Source organism: Variovorax sp. Varisp41, from assembly GCF_047325085.1.
Classification (GTDB): Bacteria; Pseudomonadota; Gammaproteobacteria; order Burkholderiales; family Burkholderiaceae_C; genus Variovorax.
In genome coordinates, this window is record NZ_CP168540.1 from 3,336,048 (window position 1) to 3,362,543 (window position 26,496).

A 26,496-nucleotide genomic window follows, 5' to 3' on the forward strand; every position below is an offset into this window, starting at 1 on the left:
GGTCGGGGTGGATGCGAGGGAGGTGGCGGCGAAGGCGCCGAGGGCGCCCAGGAGCTGGCGGCGTTGCGGGTCGGGGGTGCTCATGCATCGCTCCTGTCGGACGAGTGGGCGGCGGTCTTCGCCGCTTCGGGCTGCACGCACTTCGGCAGTTCGCCGAACACGTGCGGCTTGACCTGGTGATGCAGCCACGAGGTGGCCGCGGGCCGCTCGAACACCTGCCGCACCAGCGGCGGGAGCTGCTCGCCGAGCAGGATGCCGAGCAGGCCGACCAGCGCGATCACCGGCGGCGCCGGCGAGCGCACCTGGAACAGCGCGTAGATCACGCCGACCAGCAGGCCCAGCGCAAGGGAGACGACATAGGGCTTCATGGCCGGCGCTCTCTGTTCGTTGTTGCGTTCGTTGCCGGAGGCTCAGCCTTCGTGGGCGCCGAACATGCTCTTGGCGTAGTGGATGCCGATGCCGTAGGCGCCGCCCACCTTCTTCGCGATGCCGGTCGTGAGCTCGTAGGTGTCGCCGCGTGCCCAGTCGCGCTGCAGCTCGAGCAGGTACTGCAGCGAAGTCATCGGCCGCGCGCCGGCCTGCACCATGCGCTGCATCGCGCGCTCGTGCGCCTCGGCCGACACGTCGCCGCAGGCATCGGCGATCACGTAGACCTCGAAGCCCTGGTCCAGCGCCGACAGCGCCGGGCCCACGATGCACACGCTGGTCCACAGGCCCGCGAGCACGATGCGCGGCTTGCCGATCTGGTTCACGCGCTCGATCACGGCCGCGTCCTCCCAGGTGTTCATCGAGGTGCGGTCCAGCATCTTCTGCCCGGGGAAGGCCGCCGTGATCTCGTCGAACATCGGGCCCGAGAAGCTCTTCTCGGCCACGGTCGTGAGGATGGTCGACACGCCGAATCCTGCCGCCGCCTGCGCCACCAGCGCGGCGTTGTTGCGCAGGTTCACCGCGTCGATCGAGTGCGTGGCGAAGGCCATCTGCGACTGGAAGTCGATCATCACCAGCGCGTGGTCGGTGGGGGTCAGCAGGGTGGCGCCGGCGGTGGGGGTGGCTTTGATGGACATGGGAAGACTCCTGAAAAAACGAGGTTGGGAAAACAAAGAGGGGGAAAAAAGAAATCAGAGCGCCGGCAGCTCGTTCGGCCGCAGGTCGAACACCAGCACCTCGGCGTCGTCGCCGTTGGCAAAGTCGAGCTGCTGCGCAAGGCGGATGCGGGCGCCGTCGCCCTCGGCCATGCGCTGGCCGTTGACTTCCACGCTGCCGCGGGCCACGTGCACATAGGCATAGCGGTCGGCGGCCAGTTGCAGCGAAGCGGTCTCGGCGCCGTCGAACAGGCCGGCGTAGACGCGGGCGTCCTGGTGCACCGCGAGCGAGCCCTGGTCGCCGTCGGGCGAAATGATCAGCCGCAGCCGGCCGCGCTTTTGCTCGGCGCCGAAGTGCACCTGCTGGTAGCGCGGCGCCACGCCGCGCGCACCGGGCACGATCCAGATTTGCAGGAAATGCACCGGGTCCACGGCCGAGGCGTTGAACTCGCTGTGCCGCACGCCCGTGCCGGCGCTCATCATCTGCACGTCGCCCGGATGGATCACCGAGCCCGTGCCCATCGAGTCCTTGTGTTCGAGCGCGCCTTCGAGCACGTACGAAAAGATCTCCATGTCGCGGTGCGGATGGGTGCCGAAGCCGCGGCCCGGCGTCACGCGGTCGTCGTTGATCACCAGCAGGTCGGAGAAGCCCTGCTGCTGCGCGTCGTGGTAGTGGCCGAAGGAGAAGGTGTGGCGCGACTGGAGCCAGCCGAAATTGGCGGTTCCACGGTCGGTGGCGGCGCGAAGTTCCAACATGGTTGATGACCTTTCGATGACGTTTTTGATCGATGTGATTCACAATCGCCTTCGGGGCTCATCCCCTAGGCATGGATCAATCATCGCGGGCCGAAACCCGGTCATCGGCGAAACTTTTCAGCTTCTATGATCGAAGTTTTCGATCATCTATTTCGATCGTTCAACCTTCGTACTCATCCACAGGAAACCGCCCCGTGCTCAAGCTCAGCCTGGAAGCCATCGAGGTCGTCGACGCCATCGCGCACCACGGCTCCTTCGCGGCCGCCGCCACGCGCCTGAACAAGGTGCCCTCGACCATCTCGTACGCCGTGGGCAAGCTCGAGGAGCAGCTCGGCATGCTGCTGTTCGAGCGCAACGGCCCGCGCGTCACCCTCACCGCCGCGGGCGAGGAAATGCTCAAGGAAGGCCGCTGGCTGCTGAGCGCCGCGAGCGACCTCGAATCGCGCATGCGCCAGATCGCCACCGGCTTCGAGTCCGAGTTGCGGCTGGTGCACGACTCGCTGATTCCCACCCAGGCCCTGATCGGCGACGTGCGCGCCTTCGAGGACCTGCGCTGCGGCACCCGGCTGCGCATCGGCTGCGAGGCCCTCACCGGCACCTGGGAGGCGCTGCGCGAGGGCCGCGCCGACATCGTCATCGCCGCGGGCGAAGGCCCGGCCGGCGGCGGCTACCAGGCCACGCAGGTCGGCAGCCTCGAGTTCGCCTTCTGCGTCGCGCCCACCCATCCGCTCACGCGCATCGGCCGCCCGCTGCAGCGCGGCGACCTGCTCGAGCACAACGCCATCGTGGTGGGCGAGAGCGCGCGCACCCTGTCGGACCGCACCGTCGGCCTCCTGGCCGGGCAGCCGCGCATCACCGTGCCCTCGATGGTCGCCAAGATCGCCTGCCAGCTCGAGGGCCTGGGCCACGGCTACCTGCCGCGCGCCTGCATCGCGCTCGAGCTCGCGCGCGGCACCCTGGTCGAACTGCCCACCGAGGAGCCGCGCCCGCCCGAGGCCTTCTGGCTCGCGTGGAAGACCGGCGCGAAGGGCCAGGCGCTGCGCTGGTGGCGTGAGCGGCTCAACCGGGCGCTGGTGCCGGCGCTGCTGCCGCGCTCGATGTGGGTGCAATGAGCCGATGGCCGACATGCATGCGGCATGAGCGGCCTTCGCGCGCGAACGGTTTCAAGCGAGGATCGGCACCATGAGGACACGGATCGTGCTGCGCCGCGACAGCGGCTTCATGGATTTCACGCGCAAGTACAAGGTGCTGATCGACGGCGAGGAGGCTGGCACCATCGGCAACGGCGGCCGCTTCGAGACCGAGGTCGAGGCCGGCTCGCACACCCTGCAGTTGCGCATCGACTGGTGCAGCTCGAACCTGCTGGAGTTCTTCGCGCCCGAGGGCGGCCAGCTCGGCCTCGAGTGCGGTTCCAACCTGCGCGGGCGCAACATCTGGAAGGCCAGCCGCCTGCTCGACGAGGCGCCCGAGGCGTGGATCTGGCTGCGGCTCGCGGCCTGAGCCCTGCCCGCCTTGCCGGGGGCCTCAGTCCGCCGCGCGCAGCTTGTCGAGCGCCCGGTCGAGAAACCCCAGCCGGTCCTGCCCCCAGAAGCGCTCGTCGCCGAGGATGAAGGTCGGCGCCCCGAACACGCCGAGCTCCACCGCCTCCGCGCTGTTGGCGCGGTACACGGCCAGCACCTCGGCCGACTGCTCCATCGCCTGCAGGGTCGCGCCGTCGTAGCCGTTCTCGTCGGCCACCGCGATGCGCACCGCCGCCTCGGCCGTGTTGCGCTCCTCGGCCCACAGCGCGCGCAGCAGCGCATGCGAGAGCGGCAGCGCATCGAGCCCCTGCACCTGCGCCGCGATCACCATCCAGCCCGCGTACTTGTTCCAGTTCGGGTCGCTCGGCGCGCCCTTCGGATAGTGCGCCGGCTCCAGGTTCAGCGGCATGCCGAGGTAGTCGCGCCAGCGCGCCAGCTCGAGCGCGTGGTACGTGCGGCGCGGCTCGGGCCGCGTCTTCAGCGGAATGCCGCCGGTCTGCGGCACCACTGCCTGGAAGTCGTAGGGCTTGAGCGCCAGCCGCACGTGGTGGCGGCGCACGATGTCCTGCAACTGCGGGCCACCGAGGTAGGCCCAGGGCGAGGAGAGGCTGTAGAAGCAGTCGAGGGCAAGGGTCGTCATGGGGCCGGATTATCTGCAGCGCCCTGGCGCCCGGCGTCAGCGCAAGCCGACAAAAAAACCGGCGTCGCGCGGCGCCGCGTTCCACATCGCGCAGCCAACCTCGCCGTACATCGGCGAACACCGTCATACACCGCGCTACGCGCTGTCTTCCCAACGCGGCGAAACTATCGCCTTCCCGCCCGCATCACACATGCCGGCCTTTTTCTCGGGAGCCCCTTTGCCCTCATACAACACCAACGCAAGAATCGCCCGCTTCGCCCTGTCGACCTCGGCCGCCGTCATCGGCAGCCTCGCCGCCTACTGGACCCTGCTGGCCACGCGCCAGGGCCACATCCTCTTCAATGCCCGCAAGCGGCCCGTGGTGCATCTGTCGGAAGACTTCTCCACCTACTCGCACCCCGTGCCCGGCGGCATGGTGCGCGGCTACGTCTACCACCCGCAGGGCGAGGCCGCCGTGCAGGACCTCTTCCTCTACCTGGCCGGCCGCGGCGAGGACGTGCGCGTGACCGCCCAGGCCCTGCACTGGCTGCCCGAGGGCTTCGGCATGGCCGCCATCAACTACCGCGGCGTGGCCGACTCGCAGGGCAGCCCGTCGGAGGTCGCCTCCGTGGCCGACGCCGAGCAGTTCGCGCGCCACCTGCGCCGCGCCTTCCCGCAGGCGCGCCTGCACGTCGTCGGCCGCAGCCTCGGCACCGGCGTCGCCATCCAGCTGTCGGCGCGCCAGCCCTTCGAGAGCCTGCAGCTCGTGACGCCCTACGACTCCATGCTCGAAGTCGCGAAGAAGCGCTTTCCGCTCGTGCCGCTGTCGCTGCTGCTGCGCCATCGCTTCAATTCGATCGAGCACAGCAAGGAGGTCGCCGCCAAGACCCAGGTGCTGCTGGCCGAGCGCGACGACGTGGTGCTGCACGAGCGCTCGCAGAAGCTCATCGACGCCTGGCCCACGCCCGTGAGCGTGAAGACCGTGGCGAACTCCGACCACCACAACATCATGGGGTTGGAGGAAACCTGGCTGCGGCTGATCGACTTCGCGTTGACGTCGGTGTTGCCGGAGCCGATGGCGGCTTGAGTCGGCGCCTGGCGACTGATCGATGCGTGAAAGCCGCCGGTTTTGCCGGCGGCTTTTTTCATGGCGCGGCGGTGGCCGGGGTCGGGGGCTGGCTCGCGTCTTCGATCGATTCGCGCAGCGTGAGGGCCGCGGCGTGGATCGTGTCGATGCGGAACATCAGGGCCTGGTTGAGCAGGCGCAGCAAGGCGCTGAGTTCGGTGCGAGATGGGGTGAGGGTTTCGCAGTCGTGGAGGCTGGCGGGTTCGACCAGCTTTTCCAGCGCGGTGTAGGCGCGGAGGACTTCGTTGAGGTGGTCGGCGTCGTCGCAGGTTTGGAGAGCTAACCCCGCCGCATCAAGGGTAAATCGAATAGATAACTTATTCATCTTTCGAAATGAAGTTGTTCGCTTGGCCATTCAAACCTCCAATTTAATTAAAGGACGATCCACTTCGCAAACTGGCGCCGACAAACAACAACAAAATCCATATCACCGCTTTTGACCAGCCTTCGCAAAGGCTGCAATACTAAACCCTCCCATCGCAGCACAATTTCAAAGATTTGCAAACTCCAAAATCACAAATCAGCAACAATTCAAAACCGATCGCCTCAACCATCAATCATCGAAACAAGATAAAAAAAGCTCTCGACACACTTACAAACAAGAAACAAGATCCAAAACATTATTGCGCTCGCGCCGCTTCCAACGACACAACGGCAACCCTAGGTATTAATACTAATGGATTCGTACGAAATGACGATTGTTAGCCGTTTGCTCCCATGTTACCTTCCGACACAGGAGGTAGAACCATGTGGAAACTTTTTATCTTTGATCTGGACAATACTCTAGTCCATAGCGACCATCTTGAAAAATTTCGTGGCAGAGAAAATCTGCACGACAATTCAAAAGAATATAAGAAGACACTCCTCTCCGCCTTAGAGGACGATCTTGAAATTCTCATTGACGAAGAATCCATTTCGAATTTACAAGAAGAATTTCCCGACGCAGAGTTCGCTGTTTTTACAACGGCCCCAAGATTTTACGCAAAAACAATACTTGATTTCGCCTATCCAAATATTAAATGGACAAAAATCGTGGGCTTCGAAGATGTTCGACAAACAAAGCCAGACCCTCAGGGCATACACGACATCATGGAGAGCGTTGAATTAGATCGAACTGATGGCGAATACATCGCTATGATTGGAGATGGAGAAAAGGATATTAAGGCAGCGTACCAAGCTGGAGTCTGGGCAGTCCTTTTTACAAACGGCTGGCCTCGCAATTGGAATCCCTCTCATTGGGCAGCGAAAAATCAAATGCCTGACCTAGAGGCGAAAGATCCAAAAAAATTGCTAGAGGTTTTAAAAAACCCAGAAGACCATCTTTGGAACCTAGAAGCGCACATAAACCAAGAAGAAGACTCACCAAACACAGAGTTAGACAAGATTCACAAAGTCTGGAAATTTTGTAATTTGGAAGGCTCCGAAGGAAGGTGCGTCGTATATGTATGCGGGCGCATCTTCACAAAATATGAAATTTTTGATGATCGCCGTTATTGGCATCCGCTCACGGAGGTCATTGACAACCTCAAAGAACAAGTAGAATTTCCTGACGAAGTTGTCGCCGCAACAGTCGTGGCAATAAAAGAAGCATTTGTACAAAACAATAATAATGCCCTAATTTTGTTTACTCCCCGTGCGCCATCTGTCGTAGTAACCTGTATACCTCGCAAGCCTGGCCGCCCTAGAAGAATGGAAGGCTTTCTCGATCAATTAAGAGAAGCCCATTCAGACAAACCTCTTCTTAAGCGAGCCAACGTTAGTTTTGCACCTGACTGTTTTTTGTTTTCTGCGGGCGTTCAATCTCATCATGGCGATCACTTAAAATTGGCTGCCAGATTTAAAAATGTTCGCGACCACTTGGAACTTACAGATAGTGAATCCATCGATGGCAAACACGTCATTTTGCTTGACGACGTACTCACGACCGGTGCCACCATCTACTTCGCACAAAAACTTCTAATGGAAGCCGGTGCGTTAAGCGTTACTTCGATCGCCTTCGCGCAAGCAATCAGTCCATGAGCACGGCCTCTGAAAACACATTCAAACTATTGCAACTCCTTCACCTAAGAGGAGTTGGCCCAGCAAAGCTAGGGAAACTTGCTTTTACTCCCTCCTTTCGGGACGCAACGGTCCAGCAGTTGGCCGAGCTAATCTTGAAGAAGCCAGCCTCGGAATTGATGGCTAACATTTTGTCGGCGAGAGAGTTTGCAGAAAAACAAATACTAGCGGCCGAAAAATCGAGCGCCAAAATACTTTCCATCTTAGATTTTGATTTCCCAAAATTATTGAAAAATACGTTTGATGCGCCGCTAATTATTTATGTCATCGGCAAATTCCATAGCAAGCCTGAAAAATCAATTTCAATTATTGGAACCCGCCAGCCTACACAACACGGGGTAATCGTCGGTGAGCGGATCACAGAAGTTTTTTCCCGAAACGGCTGGAGCGTCGTAAGCGGTCTTGCTTTAGGTTGCGATGCGTTGGCACATCGAACGGCACTCGCAGCGGGAGGACATACAGTCGCAGTTTTAGCGCATGGCCTTCAGACCGTTGCTCCCAAACAGCATTCGAAACTTGCTAGCCAAATCGTTGATGAAGGTGGGGCCTTAGTTACCGAATATGGCTTTGGCATATTTCCAATGCCTTATCAGTATGTCAAACGAGATCGGATTCAAGCTGGATTGAGCCGAGGAGTGGTGATGATTCAATCAGACGTAACCGGGGGAAGTTTGCATGCATCGAGAGCTGCGATTGAGTATGGTCGAGTTTTAGCCGTACCAAAACCAACACGGCTTGACTCAACGAATCTTGAGCCCAAATGCTCAGCAAATGAAATACTCTGCGGCACAGATGAAGGCAAGAAATCTCAATTATTGAAATGCCCCCCGTCGCAGGTACGCCTCGTATTCTCTATTAATTCAAAAGAAGACTATCCTGCGCTTATTGAAAGGGTGACCAACAATTTGGAGCCTGATCACTTAGAGCCAATCTCTTAAGCTCTCACTAGCACGGGGAAATCAGACTCTTTTGTGTGAGCCGCTCTCGATATTTGAATCCAGAGCAAGTATCTTCTGCCTTCATCCCTCTTAATTTGCAAAGGTATTCGCAAGACACTCCTTCACATCCCAGAAGGAGTGCCCCATGCCCATCGCCCTACTAGCGCTAACCCTCAGCGCCTTCGCCATCGGAACCACAGAGTTCGTCATCGTTGGCCTCATCCCCACGGTCGCCGCCGATTTAGGCATCGGCCTTCCCTCCGCCGGCCTGCTGGTCAGCCTCTATGCACTGGGCGTGGCCATCGGCGCGCCGGTGCTCACCGCGCTCACGGGCAAGCTGCCGCGCAAGGCGCTGCTGCTGGGCCTGATGGCGCTGTTCACGGTCGGCAACCTGCTGGCCTGGAAGGCGCCGAGCTACGAAACGCTGGTGGCCGCGCGCATCCTCACGGGGCTGGCACACGGGGTGTTCTTCTCGATCGGCTCGACCATCGCCACCGGCCTGGTGCCCAAGGAAAAGGCGGCCAGCGCGATCGCGATCATGTTCACGGGCCTCACGGTGGCGCTGGTCACGGGCGTGCCGCTGGGCACCTTCATCGGACAGCACTTCGGCTGGCGTGAAACCTTCCTCGCGGTGTCGGCGCTCGGCGTGATCGCCTTCGTGGGCAGCTGGATCTTCGTGCCCAGCGACATCCGCCACACGGCGCCGGCCTCGCTGGCGCAGCAGGCCAAGGTGCTGGCCGAGCCGCGCCTGCTGCTCGTGTATGCCAAGACGGCCATCGGCTACGGCGGCTCGTTCATTCCCTTCACCTTTCTCGCGCCGATCCTGACCGACGTGGCCGGCTTCAGCGCGGGCGCGGTGGGCTGGGTGATGCTGGTCTACGGCGTGTCGGTGGCGGTGGGCAACATCTGGGGCGGCAAGCTGGCCGACCGGCTGGGCCCGATCCCGGCGCTGAAGATCATCTTCGCGCTGCTGGCCGCGGTGCTGCTGCTGTTCAACTTCGCGGCGCCGCACAAGTGGTTTGCCGTGGTGGCGGTGCTGCTGTGGGGCGCGGTGGCCTTCGGCAACGTGCCGGGCCTGCAGGTCTACGTGGTGAAGCAGGCCGAACGCTTCACGCCGCAGGCGGTCGACGTGGCCTCGGGCCTGAACATCGCGGCCTTCAACCTCGGCATTGCCGGCGCGGCCTGGGCCGGCGGCCTGATCGTCACGCACCTCGGCCTGATGCACACGCCCTGGATCGGGGCGCTGGTGGTGCTGGTGTCGCTGGCGCTCACGCAGTGGAGCGGCGTGCTCGACCGCCGCGGCGGCATCCCGGTGCGCGCCTCGGGGCCGGTGCCGGTCGGACACTGAGGCGCGGTGCGCGCCTTCGCCGCGCGACGAGGGCGCGGCGTCTTCTCTCTTCTTTCGTCTTCATTCATCCATCCATTCACCGGTCGATCGATTCGACCCACGTACTTCTCAACCAAGGACCCCACCATGAGCAACGACAACACCCCCTCCCCCATCCCCGCCTTCGGCCTCGGCACCTTCCGCCTCAAGGGTCAGGTGGTCATCGACTCGGTGAAGACCGGCCTCGAGCTCGGCTACCGCACCATCGACACGGCCCAGATCTATGGCAACGAAGCCGAGGTGGGCCAGGCCATCGCCGAAAGCGGCGTGGCGCGCGGCGAGCTGTTCGTCACCACCAAGATCTGGACCGACAACTACGCCAAGGACAAGCTGGTGCCCAGCCTCAAGGACAGCCTCGCGAAGCTGCGCACCGATCACGTCGACCTGACGCTGATCCACTGGCCCTCGCCCGGCAACGCGGTGCCGGTGGCCGAGTTCATGGGCGCGCTGGCCGAGGCCAAGGCGCAGGGGCTCACCAAACGCATCGGCGTGTCGAACTTCAACATCGCGCTGATGAAGGAAGCCATCGCGGCCGTGGGCGCGGCGCAGATCGCCACCAACCAGGTCGAGCTGCACCCCTACCTGCAGAACCGCAAGGTGGCCGAGTTCGCGAAGAGCCAGGGCATCCACATCACCTCGTACATGACACTGGCCTACGGCAAGGTCATCAACGACCCCGCGATCGAGGCGATTGCCAAGGTGCATGGCGCGACCACCGCGCAGGTGGTGCTGGCCTGGGCGATGCAGCTGGGCTATGCGGTGATTCCGTCGTCGACCAAGCGCGCGAACCTCGAGAGCAACCTCAAGGCACAGCAGCTTCGGCTCAGCGACGCGGAGATGGCGCAGATCGCGGCGCTCGACCGTGGCGAGCGGCTGACGGATCCGGCCGGGCTGTCGCCGGCGTGGGATTGAGGGAACAAGAAAGAGAAAGCGCGGCGGGCCGCACCATGAAGGCCGGCCCGCACGCTGGAGCTGCTGCGCCCGAGGCGCGGCATGCTGCCCGCATCAAGAACCTTCGCTGACGCCACGCGCCGCCGTGGCGCGCGCCTCGGCACGCACGGCCTGGCGGTCGACGTTGCCGGCCACGACACGGGCCACGCCATCGCCGCTCACGTCGCCATAGAGGTTGCCGGCACGTGCGGCGGCCACGGCCTGCGAGCGGGCGTCCGAACGGGCGACCTGGCTCTGGAACACCGGCGGCACGCCGGCCTGGGCGGCTTCGCTGTACGGGTCTTCGCTGTGGGCGGCGACCACGGCCTGGGCACGCACATCGGCGCGGCTCGCGGTCGACTGGAACTGCAGCACGCCCTGGTATTGCTCGGCGCTGGCGCCGAGCGAGAACACGGAAGCGAGGACGGCGACGGAGAGGAGGACGGAAGACTTCATGATGGACTTTCTCGAAGGTTGAAGAAAAAGAAGGAGACGGACAGTCGTCAGTGGCGGAAGGAGAGGGTTGTTGCTGCTGACGGAAGTGATTGTTTGAGCGGCACGCCCCTCGCGAACGCGGTTGCGTATGCCTGTGTATCCGTGGGGGCGAACGCTCACAGTAAATTGCATCGCCATGCCGAGGCGCCGCGCCCTGCCCCCTGGCTTGGGCAGAATGCGGCACGCACCGGCGGCCCCATGCAGCCCCGGGCCAGAACCACTACAACACCATGCACCCTGAGGGAGTCTCCAGCCGCCAGCGCGGCGCGATGGCATCGGCCCTGCTGCTGGCCGCCGGCCTGCTCGTCGGCTGCGCGGCGCCCCCCGTGGGCTCACCGGCACCCGCCCCGTGTCCGCCCATGCCGGCGGCCGCGCCATGGGGCACGCAGACAGCCGCCATGCTGTGTCCCCTGATCCAGTTTCCGCCGGGAAGCATGATGCCCACCCACTCGGCCGACTTCACCGTCACGCTCTCCCCGCAGGGCACCGCGCTCGATGTGTCCATGTTCTCTTCCAGCGGCAGCCAGGACTGGGATCGCGCGGCCGCGGTGGCGCTGCGATTGCTGCAGCCCTACCCCGAGCTCGACGGCCGGGTTCCTCCCCAGGCGCTGGTGTTCGTGTCGCCGTGGCGGATCAACGCCATACCGAACCTCAGGAACTCGCACGGCGAACGGCAGCGCGACCGGCAAGACTTCGCCAGCCGGTTGCGCGCAACGATCGCGGCCCGGCTGGCCGGTGTGGACGTGCGCGCCATTCCCGGCAACCCCGCGGCCGAGTTCGAACTGACCGTGGCCGCCGATGGCACCGTCACCGCGGTGCAATTGGCCAGGAGCAGCGGCATCCGCGCCTGGGACGAGATCGCGCTCGGCGCGCTTCAGCGCATCGACAAGCTGCCGCTGGATGGCAACGAGAAGACATTGCCGAAACTGACGGTCACGCTGCGACCCAGATAGCGGCGAGAGATCGGCCCATGGGCCCCTCGCCGCTTCGATCCTTTCCCCCACGCCTCTCCATGACGGAACGACAACTCATCATCCCCGCCTCGATGCAGCGCCTCGCCGAACGCGCGGGCTACGCGCCCGCCGTCAAGGTCGGCGCCACGGTCTACTGCGCGGGCCAGGTCGGCCGCACGCCCGAACTCGAGGTCATCGCCGACCCCGAGGCGCAGTTCGTCGCGGCCTGGGACAACCTGCGCACGGTGCTGGCCGAAGCCGGCTGCACTTTCGAGGACGTGGTCGAGATGACCACCTACCACGTCGACATGGCCACGCACATGCCGGTGTTTCGCGCGGTGAAGGACCGCCTCTTTCCGCGCGGCCAGTGCGCCTGGACCTGCATCGGCGTGCACTCGCTCGCGCACGCGGGGCTGCTGGTGGAGATCAAGTGCGTCGCGGTGGCGCGCGACGTCCGGTCATAGCGGCAGCTCGAGCGTTTGCCATGCGCGCAGCATGGCGGTCTGCTTGTGCAGGTAGTCGGTCGGTATCGACTGCGATCCCCAGTCGGGAATGCGCGCCGCATATTCGCCCAGCAGCCAGAGCTGCCGCACGGCCATGAAACGCGGGATCGCGGCGAGGTCGACATCGGCGACCGGCCGCACTTCGCGATAGGCGCCGATGAAGGCCAGCCATTGGGACCTGGCCTTCTCGCTCATCACGCCATCGGGCATGCGCGGATACAGGCTCCACGGATACACCGCGATCTCGTAGGCCAGGTAGCCGGGGCCCGCTTCGTCGAAGTCGAAGAACAGCGCCCGGCGCTGCCCCTTCGCATCGGCCGCGATGAAGTTGTTGTAGCCATGCGTGTCGCCATGGCACAGCACGCGCGAGAGTTCGCCGAAGGCCAGGATGTCGTCGGCGAGGCGACGGCCTATCTCCTCGTACTGCGGACGCAGCTCGGCCGTCATGGTCGATCCGCGCAGCAGGGCTTCGAGCGGACGGTGCAACAGGTGATCGAGATCGAGGGTGTAGGCGCTGGGCGGACCGCCGTAGCTTTCGCCCGCGGCATGCAAGGCGGCCAGCCCATGCGCGAGCAGCGCGATGTGCTCGACGCTGTCGCCGGTGGCCTCGCCTTCGAGGTGCTCGAAGAGCATCAGCGCGCGCGGTCCTTCGGGCAGTTGCGCCCGGATCGCCGCCTCGCCATTGGCCGCGGGCAGGCAGCGCGCGACAGCGCAACCGGCATCGGCCCAGTGCGCGAGCGCGGCCGCCTCGAAGGCGATATTGGGCCCGCCACGAAAGCGCTCGGGACTCAGCCGCGCCACCACGCGCCGGCCGTCGGCGAAGTCCAGGCGGTAGCTCTGGTTGAAGCGCCCAATCAGGAATTCGCTCGCGACGACTTGGCCCAGGTCGTAGAAGGCCTGCACGAGCCTCGCGATGCTGGCGGCGGTCGGCGTCGATTGCGCGATATCGATCTGCATGGAGCCCCCGAAGGAAAGGGGCGCGATTATGCGGCGACGAACCTGCGGGGAAGCTGAAGGCCGTCAGCCCTGGCCGCCGGCACCGCCCACGGGCTTCACCGCCGCATCGGCCTCGAGGCAAGCCGCCTTCAACGCCTCGGCCACCGCATCGGGCGCATCGCGCAGCTCGACGATGTCGCGCTCGCCCACGCAATGCCCTTCGAGCCGGATGTAGATGCGCTTGAAGTCGCCGCCCAGTGCCTTGGCCACGTCGCGCAGGCAGTCGGGCAGCGTGGCGAAACCGCTGTCGCGGTAGGAGCTCGGCGGGATCACGCCCTTGGAGCGCGGCGCGCGCACCGAGTAGCCGTAGGCAGCGCCCTGCTCCTTCAGCTCGACCACGGGCTGAAGGGTGCGCTCGACTTCCAGGGCTCGCTTCATCGCCCCAGTGTAAGAGCGATGCGCCGCGGGAAACCAGCTCAGGCGGCGGGGTGCAGCCTCCGCGCGACGATGTCGGTGACGAGCGCCAGCACGATCGCCACGCCGCCCACGGCAAACAGCAGCGCCCCGCCGCCCGCATGCGCGAGCAGCCACGACATTCCGTAGGCACCGCTGGCCTGCAGCACCGCGAAGCCGGTGGTGGCGCGGCTCCACGCGGGCTTCTGCATCGCGGGGTGATGCGCGAGCAGCTCCTGCACGCGGCCCAGCACCAGCGGCACGATGCCCGGCGTGAAGGCGCCGACCACGGCGCTCGACACGATCAACCCGCCATGGCCGATGAGGCCGAACGCCGGCAAGGCGAGCGCCGCGGCCTGCAGCACGAAGGCGATGCGCAACGCGGTGGCGAAACCGACGCGGTCGGCGAGCCAGCCACTGAGCACCGGCCCCACGAGCGCGCCGAGGCCGAACACCACCCAGTACTGCGCACCCACCGCGAGGCCCTGCCCGAGGCCACGTGCGACGAAGTCGACGAGAAAGATCATGTGCGGCACGAGGCCCACCGCATTGAGCGAATAGGAGACGGTGAGCGCGCGCAGCGCGCCGGTGGCCGGCTTGCGCGCGACGGCGGCGTGCGCGGTGGCCACGGGTGCCGGCGCGGCGGCGGGCCAGCCGTTCCATGCGAGCGCGGTGAGCAGCAGGGCCAGCAGCGCGAGGCCGAGCCAGGTCGCGCCCAGCCCCTGGCGCAGCAGCAACGGCACCAGCGTGCCCGAGGCCGCGATGCCCAGGCCGATGCCCGCGAACACCAGGCCGCTCGCGAGGCCGCGCTGGCGCGGCGGAATGTGCGCGAGCACGGTGGGCGCGGCCAGCACCATGAGCGCGCCGCCCGAGATGCCCGAGACGATGCGCCAGCCGAAGAACCATGCGAAGTCGAGCGGCCAGGCGCAGGCCGCGAGCGAGGCGACGGTGGCGAGCATCATCGCGCGCAGCACGCCGCGCACCGGCCAGCGCGCCGACATCGGGCCGCCCAGCAGCGCACCCGCGAGGTAGCCCACGAGGTTGGCGGCACCGAGGTAGGTGGCGGCCGAGGCGTCGAACCAGTGGGCGTCGATGATGGCCGGCAGCAGCGGCGTGTAGGCGAAGCGCGCGAGGCCCAGGCCCACGAGCGTGGCGCAGAAGCCGGCGAGGATGGCGGGCCAGTTGGAGGCGGCGCGCGGTTGCGATGCGGTGGCAGTGCGCGCGTCCGCACTGCGGGGGGTGGCCATGATGTGCTCCGGCGAATCGATGGATTCGATGCTACGGATTGCCGGTGCGCGAATGAATCCCTATCCTCGGGCATTCAGTATTTCGCGAGAAGGAAGAATCATGGACCGCATCGACGCCATGAAGGTGTTCGTGGCGGCGCTGGCCGAAGGCAGCCTCGCCGGTGCCGGCCGCAAGCTCGGCAAGTCGCCCGCCGCCGTGAGCCGCGCGATCGCCTTCCTCGAGGCCCATGTGGGCGCCGAGCTGCTGCACCGCACGACGCGCTCGATCCGGCTCAGCGATGCCGGCGAGCGCTATGCGGTGGCCTGCCGGCGCATCCTCACCGACCTCGAGGAAGCGGACATCGCGGCCGCCGGCGAACGCTCGGCGCCGCGCGGCCGGCTCACGGTGACGGCCGCGGTCGCGGTGGGCGAGGCGCTGCTGCGACCGATCCTCGACGCCTTCATGAACGCGCACCCCACGGTGTCGGTGCGGCTGCACCTGCTGGACCGCCCGGCCAACCTGATCGACGAGGGCATCGACGTGGCGCTGCGCATCGCGCACCTGGCCGACTCGACGCTGGTGGCGCTGCCGGTGGGCGAGGTGCGCCGCGTCACGACGGCCTCGCCGCGCTACCTCGCGAAGCATCCGCGCATCGCGGTGCCGGCCGACCTCGCCGAACACCAGGTGGTGGCGATGACGCACTTCGGCATCGACTCGTGGAGTTTTCCGCCCGCGGGCGGCAACAGCGGTGCCGGCACCCTGCCGCGCACGGTGCAGTTCGCGCCGCGCTTCGTGGTCAACAGCCTGCGCGCGGCGGTGGCCTCGGCGGCCGAGGGACGCGGCGTGCTGCGCTCCTTCTCGTACCACGTGGCCGACGAGGTGGCCGACGGGCGGCTGCGCATCATCCTCGCGCAGGACGAGCCGCCGCCGCTGCCGGTGCACCTGGTGGTGCCGCACGGCCGGCTGTCGGTGCCGAAGGTGCGGGCCTTCGTCGACTTCGCGCTGCCCAAGCTGCGCGCGGGTTTCGCGGACTGGTGCAGGGTCTGCACGCCCAAGGCCGAAACCCCACGCCCCAGGCGCCGCACCGGCTGATTCGCTCGTTCGACGGAAGAGTGAGTGCCGAATCGCGGCCATTCACTCCTCGATCGAGCGACTCCACACTTCCTTCCACGACGCCGCCGCATCTCGCACGGCGCAATACCGGAAGGACTTTCACCATGAGCACCCACCATTCCCAAGGCGGCAAGGCCCGCACCGCCGTCGTCACCGGCGCCAGCAGCGGCATCGGCTTCGCGATCGCGCGCCGCCTGCTGGCCGAAGGCTGGAACGTGGTCGGCAACGCGCGCAGCGACGCGCGGCTGGTCGAGGCCGCGCGCCAGTTCGGCGCCGGCGACCGCTTTGCCGGCGTGGCCGGCGACATCGCCGATCCGCGCATCGCCACCGCGCTGATCGAGCATGCGGTCACGCGCTTCGGCGGCGTCGATGCGCTGGTCAACAACGCGGGCATCTTCCTGGCCAAGCCCTTCGTGGACTTCACGCCCGAGGAGGTCGAGCAGCAGATCGCCACCAACGTGAAGGGCACGATCTACGCCTCGCAGGCCGCGGCGCGCCACATGATCGGCCGCGGCGCGGGCGCGATCGTCAACATCACGGCCTCGATCGCGATGCAGCCGCGCGGCAACGTGCCGGCCTTCATGGCGGTGCTGCTCAAGGGCGGGTTGAACGCGGCCACGCGCGCGCTGGCGCTCGAGCTCGCGCCGCATGGCGTGCGCGTGAACGCGGTGGCGCCCGGCATCATCGACAGCCCGATGCATGCGCCCGAGACACACGGCTTCCTCAAGACCCTGCAGCCGGCCGGCCGACTGGGCACGGTCGACGAGATCGCCGATGCGGTGCTCTACCTGGTGAACGCGGGCTTCACGAGCGGCGCGGTGCTGCCGGTGGACGGCGCGGGCAGCGCTGGCAACTACGTCGCCTGAAGGAGAACGCCATGCCCTACGTCAACGTACGCATCACGCGCGACGGCGTCACGCGCGCACAGAAGGCCACCGTGATCGCGGAGATCACCGACACGCTGCAGCGCGTGCTCGGCAAGGACCCGCACCTGACCCACATCGTGATCGACGAGATCGACACCGACGACTGGGGCTATGCGGGCGAGACGACGACGGTCGTGCGCGCGCGGGAGGCGGCGCAAGCGAAGGAAGCGGCGGGGCAGGCCCGTCAGGCCTGAGCCGCCGCCGCGCGGTATCGAAGGACGCGGATCAACCCGCGTTCTTCAGCGACTGCTTGGCCTTCTCTGCCGAAGCCTTCGAGCGGTTCTTGTGATAGCCCGACTTCACGTTGTTCACGGCCTTGCCGACCGGGCCGCTCTTCTTGGCTTTGCTGTCGGCCTGCTTCTCGTCGATCTTGTGCTGGGCCGCGTCGGTCGCCTCGGAGGCGGCCTTGCCGATCTGTGCATTGGCGGTGCCGGCGGCCAGCAGGGTCAGCGAGGTGGCGAGTGCGAGCAGGGTCTTGTTGATCATGGGAAGCGTCCTCCAAAGGTTGTCGATGAACCCATGGTGATGCCATCGGCATGCGCGGACTGTCGGCGACAGCCGCGCATCGCTGGGCGGGCTGCCCTACAGCCTCGCCCCTTCCCGACCCGTGCTACCAGCGCATGCGCACACCCAGCGACCCGTTGATACCACTCTGCGCACGCACCGCGCCGCCCGAAGCCCAGAGCTTGCCGAGCTCGCCATAGAGGCTGGTGGTCTGGCTCAGCGCCAGCGTGAAGCCGGCCGCGAGCTCGGTGCTCGTGCCGCCGGTGGGCGTGGCGATGCCCGCGCCGGCGCTCGGCGTGAGGTAGCGCGCGACATCGCTGCCGTCGAGGGCCTTGTAGACATTCAGCCGGCCATAGGGCTGCAGGCTGCCCGCGCCGGTGGCCACCGTGCCGCTGACGCGCACGCCGGTGCGCACGATCCAGCCGCTGTCGGGGCGCTGCTGCACCAGCGCGCCGGCGATGTTCGCGTCGTCGAGGCTCTGGCGCTGGTGGATCAGCTGCAGCTGTGGCTCGATCTTCCAGCCGCCCTCGCCGAGGGCCACCGACTGGCCGATCTCGAGCGAGGCCAGCAGGCTGCGGCCCTTGCCCGCGATGCCGGCGTTCAGCAGCGGCTGCAGCGTGTAGCGGTGACGGCCGGCCTGCAGCGCGGCATCGGCGTAGAAGCCGCTCTCGGCGGTGTAGGTGCCGTAGAGGCCGAAGTACTGGCTGCGCAGGTCGTTGGAGCCCGCGCCCAGTCCCGCGACGCCGCCCGCGAAACCGCGCACCGCGACATTGCCCTCGAGCTGGCCCACGTAGAGGCCGGCACGCCAGTTCGGCGTGGCCAGCAGGTCGGTGCCGGCCTGGAAGCCGTTGAGGCGCCCTTCGCTCTCGGGCGAGACCGGGCCGCGCTGGCGGATGTCGAGGTCGGCCGAGATCACGCGGCCCCAGGCGCGCCGATCGCCACCGGGTGACGCTGCATCGCCCGTGGCGCGCAGGTCGTCGCCGACACGCAGGCGCATGTTGCCGAGCATCGCGAGGTTACCCTGGCGCAACTGCGCGGGCAGCGCCGCGAACAGCGGTGCCTCGACACGGTAGGTCGTGAGGCCGAGCGGCGTGGACGAACTCAGGTAGCTGCCGCTGGTGTCGTTGTGGAGCCGGTACTGGAAGGCGCCCGCATCGACATGCTCGCCGGCCAGCACGAAGGCATTGCCCTGCACGCTGGCTCCGCCTTCGGTGCCCACCAGCGTCACGCCCTGGCCCAGGGTCGGTGCGCCCAGGCCCGCCACGCTGGCGATTCGCACCGTGGTGAGGCCGCTGGCGATGGCGGTGGAACCGCTGAGCAGCAGCCGGTCGGCGCCGGCCGTGCCGAGGCCGAGCAGGCCGTTCTGGCCCACCCACGGACCGGCCACGGTGAGCGTGGTGCCGGGCACGGCCCCCTGCAGCGACACGAGGCCGGCGTTGGTCATGCCCGCGATGCGCTGGCCGTGGCCCGCGAGGTCCAGCACCGCGCCGGACTGCACGCGCATCGCGCTCGCGGCGCTGAACGCGTTGGCGGCACCCGCGCGCAGCGCACCCGCCGCGACGACCGTGTCGCCGCTGTAGCTGTTGGCACCCGCGAGTTCGAACGCGCCCGCGCCGGTCTTCACCAGCCCGCCGCTGCCGCCGATGCGCCCCGCATAGGCGCTCGACGTGCCGTCGCCGCCCGTGGTGAGCGTGCCCGTGCCGAGCGCGACCTCGCCCGCGCCCGCGAGCGAGCCGATGGTCTGGTCGAAGCCGGCCAGCTCGAGCCGGCCCGCGCTCGCCAGGTAGAAGGCGCTGCGCGGCGAGAAGCTGCCCGCGGCGCCGGCACGCAGGCCGCCTTCGACCACGCCGGTGGGCCCGGAGTAGCTGCTGCGGCCCGACAGCGTGAGCGTGCCCGTGCCGAGCTTGGCGAGGCCGCCCGGGCTGGCCCCGTCGGCGATGTCGCCCGCCAAGGTGAGGCCGAAGGCCTGGGTGTCGATGTTGCCGATGCCGGACACCGTGATGGCATTGGCCAGCGCCAGCCCGTCGGCCGCGGCCTGCAGGGTGGTGGCATCGGCCATGGCGAGCGTGCCGGTGCCCAGCGCGGTCGAACTGCCGACGCCGAGCGTGCCGCCCTGCAGCTGCGTGCCGCCGGTGTAGCTGTTGTCGCCCGTGAGGATCAGCGTGCCGGCGCCGGCCTTCACGAGGCGGCCCACGTAGTCGGCATCGGTCTTGGTCTGCAGCGCGGCGATGCGCGCGCCGCGGATCTCGATCTCGCTGCGGGCCGCCGCGTTGGCGGCCAGGATCGCGTCGCGCTGCGCGTTCACGCTGGCCGTCGCGAGCTCGGTGTCGCTGCGGCCCGCGATGAAGTTGGCGTAGTCGGTCGCGGTGCTGTAGGGACCCGTCCAGTTGGGATGGGCCGCCTCGTACATGCCGAGCAGCACGGCACCGTAGGGGTCGGAGCGCGCGGCCGCGAGCGCGGCATCGAGCCGCGCGGCGGTGTAGAACTCGCGCGTGTTCGACTTGATCGCCTCCTGCAGCAGCGCGCGGCCGCGGGCCATGCCGGCGATCAGGTCGGGCGTGGGCGCGCCGGCTTCCGGCACGGCCTGCACCCTGGCCTGCAGCGCGGCCTTGTCGCCGGCCCAGGCGGCGATCTCGGCCGCCTCCTCGGTCTTGCGCTGGCGCCATGCGGCGTCGGAGATGCCGTTGCGCCAGGTGTCGGCGCTGCCGGCCGACAGCTTCGCCGTGAAGGTGCCGAGCAACTGGCCCGGGCCGTCCATGCCCTTCTGCAGGTCGGGAATGCCCCAGCCGAAGTCGGTGTCGGGCTGGTCCGCCGGACCGCTGCCCAGGTGCTTCGAGGTGGTCAGCAGGATGGTGCGGATCTCCTCGTTGCCGAGGTAGGGATAGCGCTCCATCAGCACGCCGACCGCGCCCGTGACGTGCGGCGCGGCCATCGAGGTGCCCGAGGACTTGGTGTATTTGTCGTCGCCGGCCACCGAGGCGCTGTTGATGTCCACGCCCGGCGCGGACACGCACCAGTACTTGGCGATGCCGCAGCGGTTGCTGAAGCTCGCGAGCGTGAGGTTCTGGTTCAGCGCCGCGGCCGTGACCCAGCTCTTCTCGAGCTCGGGCTGGAAGTAGGGCAGCGCGGAGCGGATGTTGACGTTGGCCTTGCCGGCATTGCCGGCCGCGAACACCTGCATCACGCCGGACTGCCGCGTCACGTCGGCGGCCGCTTCCAGCCAGGACTTCTTGCCCGCGCCGTTGATGCGCGCATAGGCCTGCACCAGGCCGGCCACGCTGCCGTAGTCGTCGGCGCCCGGCGGCGAACCCCAGCTGCTGTTGATGACGCGCACGCCGGCCGCGGCCAGGTTGCCGTAGGCGGCGTGGAAGTAGTTGTAGTCCATGTTCGATCCGTAGATCGAACCGTCGGTGCCGTTGGAATTGCTGATGTAGTACTGGCTTGCGAAAGCCACGCCCATCATGCCCAGGCCGTTCTTCGCGGCGGCGATGGTGCCCGAGACGTGGTTGCCGTGGTTGTCGTTCACGCCGGGGATGTAGCTGCCGGGCACCGGGTTGCGCAGGAAGGGATCGCCGGCCTTCCAGGTGTCGCCGCCGCTCTCGAGCTGCCGGCCGTCGTTGGCGTAGGTGCCCGACACCACCACACCCGTGATGCCGCGGCTCGCGAACTCCTGGTGCGTGGGCAGGTAGCCGGAGTCCACCGCGCCGGTCTTCACGCCCGCGCCGCTGAAGCCCAGCGCATAGGCGAACTGCGCATTCAGGGCGCCGAGGCCCCAGTCGGACCTGAACTCCGCGGCATTGGCCCAGGTGGCGGCGGCAGCGCCGAGGTCGCTGCTCCTGGAACCGTCGTAGTTCAGGTAGCTCTGCGCGCCGGCCTGCAGGGACAGGGCCGGACCGAACGCGAGCACCACGGCGGCATGGATGCTGTGCTTTTTAAAACTGGAGTGCGCATCCCGTCGACCGTTTTTGCATTTATGCATTACATATCTCCCAAAAGTGAACTGCCTGGAGGCAGGAAATCGCCACCGTGTTGCGTTGGCGGCTCTCACTGTCGGGCGCAATACATGTGCCAGGAATCGAGGCTTACCTGGAGTTCCCATGCGGATGCGGCATGGCCGTTTGCATCGGGCGCATCCTGTCGTGCCGCTCTTGTCCGGCGGCTGGTACTTTCTTCGCCGTCGGCCGGCGCGACGCTATCGCCGCGTCGCGGCCCACTCGGCCAGAATCCGCACCGCCTCCCCATCCATCCTCTGCTCGGCCGGCAGCCTGCGCTGCGCGAGCGTCGCGCCCGACTCGATGCGCAGCGCCTCCACGTCGATGGGATGGCGCGCGGCCACGGTCACGCCGTCGAAGGCCTCGCCCGACTGCGCGAGCGAGGCCGCGTAGTAGAGCTGCGCGATGCCCGCGATGTGCATCGCCGCCACGCACATGGCGCAGGGCTCGCACGAGGTGTAGAGCTCGCAGCCCGAGAGGTCGACGCTGCCGAGCCTGCGGCAGGCGTCGCGGATGGCCTCGACCTCGCCGTGCGAGGTGGGGTCGTGGTGCGCGACCGAGTGGTTGAAGCCCTCGCCGACGATGGCGCCGTTCTTCACGACCACGGCGCCGAAGGGCTCGGTGCCGGGTTCGTGCAGCGCCTGCGCGGACAGGGCGAGCGCGCGTTGCATGAAGCGTTCCTGGTACATGGTGTTCAGACCTTTCGGGTGGCTGCGCCCTCGGGCGCGAGGCAAGAGGATGGCACGGCGCGCGGCGCGAACAGCCCCGCGGTGGCGGCGCCATAGCGGCGTGGATCGAAGCGCAGCAGCAGCGGCAACAGCACGAGCACCACGGCGCCGAGGTAGGCCCAGGCGAGCGCGAAGCCGCCCGTGTGCTCGCGCACCCAGCCGGTGACGAAGGGCGCGAGCGCCGCGATCATGAAGCCCAGGCCCTGCATGAAGCCCGCGAGCGCACCGGCCTGGGCGGGGTCGGGCAGGTGGTCGAGCGCGAGCACCATGCACAGCGAGAACGCGCCGCCGAGGCCGAAGCCCAGCGCGAGCGCGATGGCCGGCGCCGGCACGGGCGCATGCAGTGCGAGCGCGCAGAAGCCAGCGAGTTGCGCGGCCAGCGTGAGCGCGAGCCAGGGCCGCAGGTCGCGCCCGCGGCCGCGCGCGATGGCGGGCATGGCGAGCGCGCCCACCACCTGCGCCAGCGTCATCAGCGCGAGCACCGAACCGCCCTGCTGCGCGCTCCAGCCCTGCTGGGCATAGAAGTGCGGCAGCCAGGCCACGAGGCTGGTGTAGCCGCCATTGATGAGGCCGAAGCAGATCGCCAGCAGCCACGCGCGCGGGCTCGCGAAACAGCGCAGCCACGAGAGGCCGCGGCGCGGCGCATCGGCCGTGAATTCCATGCGCCGCATGTTGAGCCAGTACAGCAGCGCGAAGACCGCGGGCAGCGCCCAGATCGCGAGCCCCGCATGCCAGTCGGGATGCGCGCCGCCGAGCGCCTGCGCGACCCAGGGGCTGGCGATCGCACCGAAGCCGCCGCCACCCATGATCGCGGCCGAATAGAGGCCGGTCATCACGCCGATGCGCGCCGGATAGGCCTGCTTGACCACGCCCGGCATCAGCGCCTGCACCAGTCCGACACCGGCGCCCGCGAGCGCCGCGCTGGCGAGCAGCGGCGCCGCGCCGTTCGCGCCGTAGCGGCTCGCGCAGGCGAGCGCGATGGCCGCGAGGCCCAGCGCGACACCGGCGCGCGCGCCGATGCGCTGACCCACGGCCGCGCCGCACAGCGAGGTGGCGCCCATCGCGAACATCGGCAGCACCGTGAGCAGCGCCACGGCATGGAAGCCGATGCCGGTGTCGAGGCGAATGGCGCCGAGCAGCGGGCTGCTCGAGGTGAGGAAGGCGCGCAGGTTCAGCGCCACCAGCACGATCACGGCCGCGAAGGCGGTGCCGGCATCGCGGCGGACCTCCGCCTTCACAAGGCGGCCACGTCGTCCTGCAGCACGCCGTCGCGCGCCACGATGCGGCCGCCGGCCACCACGAGCCGGCGCACGGGGCGCTCCGCCACGGCATGCGCCACGGTCTGCGCATCGACCAGCACCAGGTCGGCGCGGTCGCCGACGCCCAGGCCGTAGGCCTCGAAGCCGCAGCCGCGCGCACCCGCGTGCGTCACGGTGTCGAGCGCGACCTCGATCTCGTCGTCGCGGCGCAGGTTGTAGCGCAGGCCGATGATCATCGCGCGCTCGAGCATGTCGGGCCGGCCATAGGGCGACCAGGTGTCGCGGATGCCGTCGTTGCCGCCGAGCACGGTCACGCCGGCCTGGCGGCAGGCCAGCAGCGGCGGCACGTTGCGCGAGGGCGGCGCGCTGGTGATCAGCACCACGCCGAGCTTCGCCATGCGCGCGAGCAGGGCATCGCGTTCGCGCTCGCTCACGTCGCCGAGGCAGAAGCCATGGCTGATCGCCACCCGGCCTCGCATGCCCAGCGCCTCGGTGCGCTGCAGGATCAGGTCGAGCGAGAAGGCGCCCATGGCGCCGGGCTCGTGCAGGTGGATGTCGATAGCGCGCTGGTGCCGGTGGGCGATGTCGAACAGCAGGTCGAGCGATTTCACGGGATCGCCGTCGATGGCGCAGGGGTCGAGCCCGCCGAGCACGTCGGCGCCCGCGGCCAGCGACCGGTCGAGCAGCTCGGCCGTGCCGGGCCGCGCGAGCAGACCCGACTGCGGGAAGGCGACGATCTGGATCTGCTGCAGATCGCGCAGGGTCTCGCGCGTGCGCAGCGTGCCCTCGAGGTGGCGCAGGCCGGCCTGCGTGTCGACGTCGACGTGCGTGCGCAGCCGCGTGGTGCCGAGCGCGAGGAAGGCCTTGGCCAGCACCAGCGACTGCGCGGCCGCGTCATGGCCGCTGGCATGGCGGAAGGCGCGCTCGTTCTCGATCTTGTCGATCAGGTTCGTGCCGACCTCGTTGCGGTACCAGTCCAGGCCCCACATCGTCTTGTCGAGGTGGGTGTGGCCCTCGACGAGGCCGGGCAGCAACAGCGCGCCGCGGCCGTCCTCGACGGCGGCATCGGCCGGCGCGGCGAGCGCGGCGCCGAGCTCGGCGATGCGGCCGTCCTGCACCCGCACGTCGACCGGCGCGGCACCCAGCGGGCGAACGTTGCGGATCATGAGCGATGGCATGGGGATTCCTTTGTTCCTTGTCGTATGAAGCATCAGGCGGGCTGTGCTGCGGCCGCGCGCGGCGCCGGACCCGGCGTGACCAGCGCCACGATCACGAACACCAGCGCATTGGTCGCGAGCGCCACCAGCCCGGTGTTGAGCGACTTGAAGGCCAGCGGCGCTGCGGGAAACAGCGTAGCGAGGTTCGCGCCGGTGGTCATCAGGAAGCCGAGCACCGCGCCGCCCGCGACGATGCCCGCGAAGGCCGCGTGCTTGTTGCCGAAGGGCTTCTTCATGAGGCTGAACAGCAGCGAGGGCAGCAGCTGCGTGAGCAGGCTGGAGGCGAAGATCGCCACCGCCACGATGGTGGTGCCGCCGCGCAGCACGAAGTACACCGCCACCAGCGCGAACAGCGGCAGCACGCCGCGCGCCACGCGCGACACCTGGCGGTCGGTGGCGTGCGGCGCGAAGCCTTCCTTGTAGACGTTCTTGCCGATCACGGTGGAGGCCGTGAGCAGGATCATCGAGCCCGGCACCAGCGCCGTGAGCACGCCGGTGCCGCCGATCACGCCGACGAACCAGGGGTCGAAGCTGTGCTTGACGAGGCCGAACAGGGCCAGGTCGACGTCGGAGCCCTTGAGCCCCGGCACCTGCAGGATGGCCGCGAAGCCGACCAGGAACAGGAAGGCGATGACCACCTGGTACAGCGGCATCAGGATGGTGTTGCGGCGTACCGCGCTCGCGCTGCGCGCGGCATACACCGAGGTGAGGTTGAACGGATAGAGGTAGTAGCCCAGCGCCGTCAGCAGGATGGTCGAGTTGTACCAGCTGAGGTTGAGGCCCTCCTTCGGGAATTCGAAGAAGCCCGGGTTGGCCGCGTGGATGGCCGTGAACATCGGCGCCACGCCGCCGTAGTAGTGCCAGGGCAGGTAGAGGCCGAGGAACACGGCCAGCGCGAGGATGAGCACGTCCTTCACGATGGCGATGCTGGCCGAGCCGTGGATGCCCGAGAACAGGATGTAGCTGACCATCACCAGCGTGCCGATCCAGATCGCCACCGGCGGCGCGATCGAGCCGTACGAGGCCTCCGAGACGATGATGCCGAGCCCGCGCAGCTGGATGGTCAGCAGCGCGACCATGCCGCCGAGCGCGACCACCGACACCAGCACGCCGAGCGGGCGGCTGTCGTACTTGTGGGCGAAGAAGTCGGAGAACGACACCAGCTTGTGCGCGGTCGCGTAGCGCCACACGGCCGGCAGCATCCAGAAGGCCATGAGGTAGGCCAGCCCGCCATAGGCCAGGATGTAGAAGGCCGGCGAGCCCTTGCTGTACGACCAGCCGCTGGCGCCCAGGAAGGTGAAGGTGGAGAACGATTCGCCCGCCATCAGCAGGAACACCATGATCGCGCCGAGCCCGCGCCCGCCGAGCGCCCATTGCTCCAGGCTCATGGTGCGGCCGCGCCGCGCCAGCACCGCGAGGGCCAGCGCGCCGACCACGAACAGCGCGATCACGCCGAGCGCGGCGTTCATCGCGCGTCTCCCTGCGTTGCCGGCGCGTCGAGGTCGCCTTCGGCGCGGTCGATGACCACCATGATCAGCGAGGTCAGCACCAGCCAGAGCACGTTCCACACCATCAGGAAGGGCATGCCGAGCACGAAGGTGGGCGCGACGGAGGACAGCCAGCCCCCGCTGAAGAAGGCGGCGACCGGCAGCGCGGCCAGCCATTTGGCGGATTTCATGTGTGTCTCCGTTGTCGTGTGTGGTTGTGGATACCTGGTATTTTGGTCAACCATATCATTTTATTTTGGTTAACCAAATTTCCGCGAATGGTACGA

The 26,496-nt window shown here is 67.4% G+C and carries 28 protein-coding genes; 12 read left to right on the top strand and 16 right to left on the bottom strand.

Annotated features, from left to right (window positions below):
* Positions 1-80: 80 nt before the first annotated feature.
* Genes ACEN9J_RS15460 through ACEN9J_RS15470 form a run of 3 tightly spaced genes read right to left on the bottom strand, consistent with a single transcriptional unit; the run spans position 81 to position 1,838 of the window.
* Positions 81-368 (bottom strand): DUF1427 family protein, encoded by a 288-nt coding sequence (locus tag ACEN9J_RS15460; protein WP_057597235.1) that lies wholly within the window; start codon positions 366-368, stop codon positions 81-83.
* Positions 369-410: 42 nt separating this feature from the next.
* Positions 411-1,064: a hydrolase gene (locus tag ACEN9J_RS15465; RefSeq protein WP_413764507.1), complete on the bottom strand. Its 654-nt coding sequence runs from the start codon at positions 1,062-1,064 to the stop codon at positions 411-413.
* A gap of 54 nt (positions 1,065-1,118) precedes the next feature.
* Positions 1,119-1,838, bottom strand: coding sequence for a pirin family protein (locus tag ACEN9J_RS15470; protein WP_413764508.1), 720 nt, complete (start codon positions 1,836-1,838; stop codon positions 1,119-1,121).
* 194 nt (positions 1,839-2,032) lie between these two features.
* Here ACEN9J_RS15470 and ACEN9J_RS15475 point away from each other — a divergent pair, with 194 nt between their 5' ends.
* Together ACEN9J_RS15475 and ACEN9J_RS15480 are read left to right on the top strand one after the other, a co-directional pair.
* Positions 2,033-2,950 carry a LysR family transcriptional regulator gene (locus ACEN9J_RS15475; protein ID WP_413764509.1) on the top strand — a complete coding sequence of 306 codons (918 nt, stop codon included), beginning with the start codon at positions 2,033-2,035 and terminating at the stop codon, positions 2,948-2,950.
* Between the two features lie 70 nt (positions 2,951-3,020).
* Positions 3,021-3,338, top strand: coding sequence for a hypothetical protein (locus tag ACEN9J_RS15480; protein ID WP_261211350.1), 318 nt, complete (start codon positions 3,021-3,023; stop codon positions 3,336-3,338).
* Between the two features lie 24 nt (positions 3,339-3,362).
* Here ACEN9J_RS15480 and ACEN9J_RS15485 read toward each other — a convergent pair whose 3' ends face one another.
* Positions 3,363-3,998 carry a 2-hydroxychromene-2-carboxylate isomerase gene (locus ACEN9J_RS15485; RefSeq protein ID WP_413764510.1) on the bottom strand — a complete coding sequence of 212 codons (636 nt, stop codon included), beginning with the start codon at positions 3,996-3,998 and terminating at the stop codon, positions 3,363-3,365.
* A 217-nt stretch (positions 3,999-4,215) separates the two neighbouring features.
* On the opposite strand from ACEN9J_RS15485, the gene ACEN9J_RS15490 reads away from it, so the two are divergent.
* Positions 4,216-5,064 (top strand): alpha/beta hydrolase, encoded by an 849-nt coding sequence (locus ACEN9J_RS15490; protein ID WP_412179317.1) that lies wholly within the window; start codon positions 4,216-4,218, stop codon positions 5,062-5,064.
* A 58-nt stretch (positions 5,065-5,122) separates the two neighbouring features.
* Here the strand turns inward: ACEN9J_RS15490 and ACEN9J_RS15495 are convergent, their stop codons facing one another.
* A complete protein-coding gene (locus tag ACEN9J_RS15495; protein WP_413764511.1) occupies positions 5,123-5,458 on the bottom strand; it encodes a hypothetical protein in 336 nt (111 codons plus the stop codon).
* 392 nt (positions 5,459-5,850) lie between these two features.
* Between ACEN9J_RS15495 and ACEN9J_RS15500 the strand changes: the two genes are divergently transcribed.
* The 4 genes from ACEN9J_RS15500 to dkgB all read left to right on the top strand — a co-directional run bounded on the left by ACEN9J_RS15500 (position 5,851) and on the right by dkgB (position 10,398).
* Positions 5,851-7,122, top strand: coding sequence for an HAD hydrolase-like protein (locus tag ACEN9J_RS15500; protein ID WP_413764512.1), 1,272 nt, complete (start codon positions 5,851-5,853; stop codon positions 7,120-7,122).
* Positions 7,119-8,099 (top strand): DNA-processing protein DprA, encoded by a 981-nt coding sequence (locus tag ACEN9J_RS15505; RefSeq protein WP_413764513.1) that lies wholly within the window; start codon positions 7,119-7,121, stop codon positions 8,097-8,099. The genes ACEN9J_RS15500 and ACEN9J_RS15505 overlap by 4 nt, the downstream gene beginning before the upstream one ends.
* Before the next feature lie 145 nt (positions 8,100-8,244).
* The gene (locus tag ACEN9J_RS15510) at positions 8,245-9,447 is read left to right on the top strand and encodes an MFS transporter (RefSeq protein WP_413764514.1); all 1,203 of its coding nucleotides are present in this window, start codon (positions 8,245-8,247) and stop codon (positions 9,445-9,447) included.
* A 126-nt stretch (positions 9,448-9,573) separates the two neighbouring features.
* Positions 9,574-10,398: a 2,5-didehydrogluconate reductase DkgB gene (gene dkgB, locus ACEN9J_RS15515; RefSeq protein ID WP_413764515.1), complete on the top strand. Its 825-nt coding sequence runs from the start codon at positions 9,574-9,576 to the stop codon at positions 10,396-10,398.
* 93 nt (positions 10,399-10,491) lie between these two features.
* Here the strand turns inward: dkgB and ACEN9J_RS15520 are convergent, their stop codons facing one another.
* Positions 10,492-10,872, bottom strand: a complete 381-nt coding sequence (locus ACEN9J_RS15520) for a hypothetical protein (protein ID WP_057597225.1) — start codon at positions 10,870-10,872, stop codon at positions 10,492-10,494.
* A gap of 308 nt (positions 10,873-11,180) precedes the next feature.
* On the opposite strand from ACEN9J_RS15520, the gene ACEN9J_RS15525 reads away from it, so the two are divergent.
* Positions 11,181-11,864 (top strand): cell envelope integrity protein TolA, encoded by a 684-nt coding sequence (locus ACEN9J_RS15525; protein ID WP_413764516.1) that lies wholly within the window; start codon positions 11,181-11,183, stop codon positions 11,862-11,864.
* A 59-nt stretch (positions 11,865-11,923) separates the two neighbouring features.
* Complete coding sequence (locus ACEN9J_RS15530; RefSeq protein ID WP_413764517.1) at positions 11,924-12,328, top strand: RidA family protein; 405 nt, start codon at positions 11,924-11,926, stop codon at positions 12,326-12,328.
* On the opposite strand, the gene ACEN9J_RS15535 is transcribed toward ACEN9J_RS15530, so the two are convergent.
* The 3 genes from ACEN9J_RS15535 to ACEN9J_RS15545 form a co-directional block, all read right to left on the bottom strand.
* The gene (locus ACEN9J_RS15535; RefSeq protein ID WP_413764518.1) at positions 12,323-13,324 is read right to left on the bottom strand and encodes a phosphotransferase enzyme family protein; all 1,002 of its coding nucleotides are present in this window, start codon (positions 13,322-13,324) and stop codon (positions 12,323-12,325) included. The genes ACEN9J_RS15530 and ACEN9J_RS15535 overlap by 6 nt on opposite strands.
* Before the next feature lie 63 nt (positions 13,325-13,387).
* Positions 13,388-13,741: a hypothetical protein gene (locus ACEN9J_RS15540; protein WP_413764519.1), complete on the bottom strand. Its 354-nt coding sequence runs from the start codon at positions 13,739-13,741 to the stop codon at positions 13,388-13,390.
* Between the two features lie 38 nt (positions 13,742-13,779).
* On the bottom strand, positions 13,780-15,003 hold the full coding sequence (locus ACEN9J_RS15545) for a YbfB/YjiJ family MFS transporter (RefSeq protein ID WP_413764520.1): 1,224 nt from the start codon (positions 15,001-15,003) through the stop codon (positions 13,780-13,782).
* A 100-nt stretch (positions 15,004-15,103) separates the two neighbouring features.
* Between ACEN9J_RS15545 and ACEN9J_RS15550 the strand changes: the two genes are divergently transcribed.
* The 3 genes from ACEN9J_RS15550 to ACEN9J_RS15560 all read left to right on the top strand — a co-directional run bounded on the left by ACEN9J_RS15550 (position 15,104) and on the right by ACEN9J_RS15560 (position 17,216).
* Positions 15,104-16,075 (top strand): LysR family transcriptional regulator, encoded by a 972-nt coding sequence (locus ACEN9J_RS15550; protein WP_413764521.1) that lies wholly within the window; start codon positions 15,104-15,106, stop codon positions 16,073-16,075.
* Positions 16,076-16,200: 125 nt separating this feature from the next.
* The gene (locus ACEN9J_RS15555; RefSeq protein ID WP_413764522.1) at positions 16,201-16,962 is read left to right on the top strand and encodes an SDR family NAD(P)-dependent oxidoreductase; all 762 of its coding nucleotides are present in this window, start codon (positions 16,201-16,203) and stop codon (positions 16,960-16,962) included.
* Between the two features lie 11 nt (positions 16,963-16,973).
* Positions 16,974-17,216, top strand: a complete 243-nt coding sequence (locus ACEN9J_RS15560) for a tautomerase family protein (protein WP_057593911.1) — start codon at positions 16,974-16,976, stop codon at positions 17,214-17,216.
* A gap of 31 nt (positions 17,217-17,247) precedes the next feature.
* Here the strand turns inward: ACEN9J_RS15560 and ACEN9J_RS15565 are convergent, their stop codons facing one another.
* The 7 genes from ACEN9J_RS15565 to ACEN9J_RS15595 all read right to left on the bottom strand — a co-directional run bounded on the left by ACEN9J_RS15565 (position 17,248) and on the right by ACEN9J_RS15595 (position 26,400).
* Complete coding sequence (locus tag ACEN9J_RS15565) at positions 17,248-17,505, bottom strand: hypothetical protein (protein WP_409976535.1); 258 nt, start codon at positions 17,503-17,505, stop codon at positions 17,248-17,250.
* Positions 17,506-17,632: 127 nt separating this feature from the next.
* Entirely contained in the window at positions 17,633-21,436 is a 3,804-nt protein-coding gene (locus ACEN9J_RS15570) for an autotransporter outer membrane beta-barrel domain-containing protein (RefSeq protein WP_413764523.1), read from the bottom strand.
* A 282-nt stretch (positions 21,437-21,718) separates the two neighbouring features.
* Positions 21,719-22,207 (bottom strand): nucleoside deaminase, encoded by a 489-nt coding sequence (locus tag ACEN9J_RS15575; protein WP_413764524.1) that lies wholly within the window; start codon positions 22,205-22,207, stop codon positions 21,719-21,721.
* Between the two features lie 5 nt (positions 22,208-22,212).
* Entirely contained in the window at positions 22,213-23,484 is a 1,272-nt protein-coding gene (locus tag ACEN9J_RS15580) for a cyanate transporter (RefSeq protein WP_413764525.1), read from the bottom strand.
* Positions 23,481-24,683: an amidohydrolase family protein gene (locus tag ACEN9J_RS15585; protein WP_413764526.1), complete on the bottom strand. Its 1,203-nt coding sequence runs from the start codon at positions 24,681-24,683 to the stop codon at positions 23,481-23,483. The genes ACEN9J_RS15580 and ACEN9J_RS15585 overlap by 4 nt, the downstream gene beginning before the upstream one ends.
* A 32-nt stretch (positions 24,684-24,715) precedes the next feature.
* Positions 24,716-26,191 (bottom strand): sodium:solute symporter family protein, encoded by a 1,476-nt coding sequence (locus ACEN9J_RS15590; protein ID WP_413764527.1) that lies wholly within the window; start codon positions 26,189-26,191, stop codon positions 24,716-24,718.
* The gene (locus ACEN9J_RS15595) at positions 26,188-26,400 is read right to left on the bottom strand and encodes a DUF3311 domain-containing protein (protein ID WP_057593917.1); all 213 of its coding nucleotides are present in this window, start codon (positions 26,398-26,400) and stop codon (positions 26,188-26,190) included. The genes ACEN9J_RS15590 and ACEN9J_RS15595 overlap by 4 nt, the downstream gene beginning before the upstream one ends.
* Between the last annotated feature and the right edge of the window lie 96 nt (positions 26,401-26,496).